This window comes from Dietzia sp. DQ12-76 (assembly GCF_014145045.1).
Lineage (GTDB): Bacteria > Actinomycetota > Actinomycetes > Mycobacteriales > Mycobacteriaceae > Dietzia.
Window position 1 is genome coordinate 1 of the sequence record NZ_JAALDV010000212.1, and the last position, 3,054, is coordinate 3,054.

The 3,054-nt window shown below is 69.5% G+C and carries 2 protein-coding genes; both read right to left on the reverse strand.

Annotated elements, in window-relative coordinates; genetic code table 11:
- The coding region (locus tag G6019_RS08245) for a Mur ligase family protein (protein ID WP_182627382.1) at positions 1-971 on the reverse strand (971 nt) is incomplete at its 3' end.
- A 75-nt stretch (positions 972-1,046) separates the two neighbouring features.
- On the reverse strand, positions 1,047-2,960 hold the full coding sequence (locus G6019_RS08250; protein WP_182613396.1) for a peptidoglycan D,D-transpeptidase FtsI family protein: 1,914 nt from the start codon (positions 2,958-2,960) through the stop codon (positions 1,047-1,049).
- Positions 2,961-3,054 lie beyond the last annotated feature (94 nt).

The following is a 3,054-nucleotide window of genomic DNA, read 5'->3' on the forward strand; positions in this document are numbered from 1 at the left end:
GCGAGTGCGACGAGCGCATTGGTCACGTTGAACCGGCCGAGGAGCGGTAGATCGACCTCCACGGTCACCCCGTGCGGCCCCCACGCGGCGAACGCCTGCCGATCGTCGTCGGTGGTCAACGCCTCGCCCGCCGTCCAGTCGGCGGACCCGCGGGGATCGGCCGAGACGGTCACCGCGTCCGGTCGGGCCGCCAGCAGTCGTCTCCCCCAGTCGTCGTCGACGACGATCACGGCCCGCTCGGCGGGCCGCACCGCGGAACCCGGGTCGGCGTCGGAGTCGAACAACCGGGCTTTGGCCCGGAAGTAGTCCTCCATGCTCGGGTGGAAGTCGAGATGATCCTGGGAGAGATTGAGGAAGGCGCCGACGGCGAACCGTGTCCCGTCCACCCGACCGAGCCGCAACGCATGGCTGGAGACCTCTGCGGCGACGGCGCGGGCACCCCCGGCTCGCATCTCACTCAGCAGCGACTGGAATTCGGGCGCTTCAGGAGTCGTGAGACTGCTCGGCAGGTGCCGTCCGCCCACCCTGCTGCCAGTGGTGCCGATGAGTCCCGCCACGAGGCCACAGCCCTCGAGCGCCGCCTCCACGAGATAGGTCGTCGTCGTCTTGCCGGACGTCCCGGTGATCCCCACGACGTCCAGGTCAGCAGAGGGGTCACCGACGACGGCCGCCGCCACCTCGCCCAGAACGGACCGGGGTCGCGGGTGCACCAGCACCGGGACGCGGTCGGCCACGGGACCCATCAACTCCAGGCCCTCGGTGTCGGTGAGTACGGCCGACGCGCCCGCCTCGACCGCCGTCGCGCAGAAAGAGGCGCCGTGGATCCTCGACCCGGGCAGCGCGGCGAAGAGCGTGCCGGTTCCCGCGTCTTGGGCCCGGATGGTGGCGCCGGTCAGCTCCGCGTCGGCTGCCGCCCTGTCACCGAGGAGGCTCGCCTGCACCGCGTCAGCCAGCTGTGCTGCTGTCGTCATCGCCTGTCCTCGACCCGCCTCTCGTTCTCCGTGACCCCTCGTGAACCCGCTACACGCTACCTTGCCGGTCGCGCGTCACTGCGCCTGCAGGATCAGGTCCGCCGCGGGGGCGGACGGCGGGATGTTGTCCCGGTTGACCAGCCACGAGGCGATGTCGTGGAAGAGGGGCGCGGCGGATGCGCCGAGAGTGCCGCGCTGTGGAGCGTCGAGCATGATCGAGATCACGTACCTCGGATCGTCGGCGGGCAGGATGCCCGAGAAGGTGATCCAGTACCGCGAGTTGGAGTAGCAGGCGCACGAGGGGTCGATCTGCTGGGCGGTGCCGGTCTTTCCGCTGATCTGGTACCCCGCCACCGCGGCCTGGGGGCCGGTTCCCGCCTGTGCCCCCGGGCCGGACTGGACGACCGAGCGGAACATGTCACGCACTGTGCGAGCGGTCTGCTCGCTGACCACCCGCTCTCCTTCCGGTCGATCGGCCTCGTGGACCTCACCGTCCGGGTCCACCCGCTCGGCGACGATCCGTGGCGGCACCCGGACCCCGTCGTTGGCGATGGCCTGGTAGATGCCCGCCATCTGAAGGGTGGTCATCGACAACCCCTGCCCGATGGGCAGATTGGCAAAGGTTCCACCCTGCCAGTTCTGCAGGTCGGGTACCAGACCGTCAGACTCGCCGGCGAGTTCGATGCCCGACCGCTGACCCAGCCCGAATTTCCGCAGGTACTCAGAATACGATTCCTTGCCGACGCGCTGCGCCAGCATGAGAGTCCCGACGTTCGAGGACTTCCCGAAGATTCCCGTGGTCGTGTAGGGCGTCGGCCCGTGCTGCCACGCATCGGAGACGGTCACCCCCTCCATGCTGATGCTCCCGTCCACCGAATGGACCTCACCCGGGTCGGTCAGTCCGGCCTCGATCGCCGCGGCGGCGGTGATGATCTTCTGCACCGAGCCGGGCTCGAAGGGCGAGGTGATCGCCGGGTTGCCGAGGTCCGCCCCGCGCTCGAGCTCGGCGCCGATGCCCACCGCGGGGTTGAAGGTGTTGTCGTTGGCCATCGCGCGGACCTCTCCGGTCTCGGAGTCCAGCACGACCGCCGACGCGCTCTGCGCACCCGAGGAGTCCTTGGCGGACTGCACGGCCTTCTGGACGTGCCACTGCAGGTCCGCGTCGAGCGTCAGACGGATCGTGTCACCGTCTCGTGGGGCCGAGACGTTCCGCAGGGTCCCCGGGATCACCGTGTCGTCCTGGGCACGGTCGAAGGTCTGGCGGCCGTCCTCACCGTCGAGCTCGTCGTTGAAGGACGCCTCGATGCCCTGTAGACCGATGAGCTTCCCGTCGTCGCTCTTCGACGTGGCTCCCACCACGTTTGCCGCGAGGGCTCCGCCCGGGTACTCGCGGATGTCCACCCGTTCCGCACCGATCATCGGAAACTTCCTGGTGATGGCATTGGCCTGGGTCACGTCCACGTTGCGGACGAGGTAGGTGAAACCACCCTCGGAGGTGAGTTTGGCCTCGATCTCCGACCGGTCGATCTTCTCCCCCAGCACGGACTCGAACTCGTCAGCGATCTGCTCGACCAGCTCGTCCCAGGTGGGGTTGGTGCGGTTCAGTTCCCTGCGCGCTTCGGCGTTGCGTTGCTCGACCAGCGGCTGGATGGACAGGTCCCGGGCCTCGCGGGTGAACGCGATCGGGTCGCCGTGGACATCGACGATCGCGCCGCGGGTGGCGGGGAGCACCTGGTGGACCTGTCGTTGGCTCTCCGCGCGTGCCGCGAGCTCGGTGCCGCCGATCGTCTGGACCCACAGCAGCTTGACCAGCGCTATCACCATGATGACGGCGAAAGCTGAGCGCATCCACGTGAACCGCCGGTCCGTCGAGTCGGCGGTGAGGACCCTGCCGGACCGGGTGGGCGGCCGACCGTCGTCCGAGCGGCCGCCGCGAGATGCCCCCGAAGGGACCCGCGGGCCCTGTCCCGGATTGCGTCGATCGGTCATCGAGGGGCCTTTCGCAGGTCGTGTCGTCAGTAGAGCGGGCCGGGGACCGGCGCGAGTGTCGCGACCTCGCCACCCGGGGCCGGCACGGGGGCCG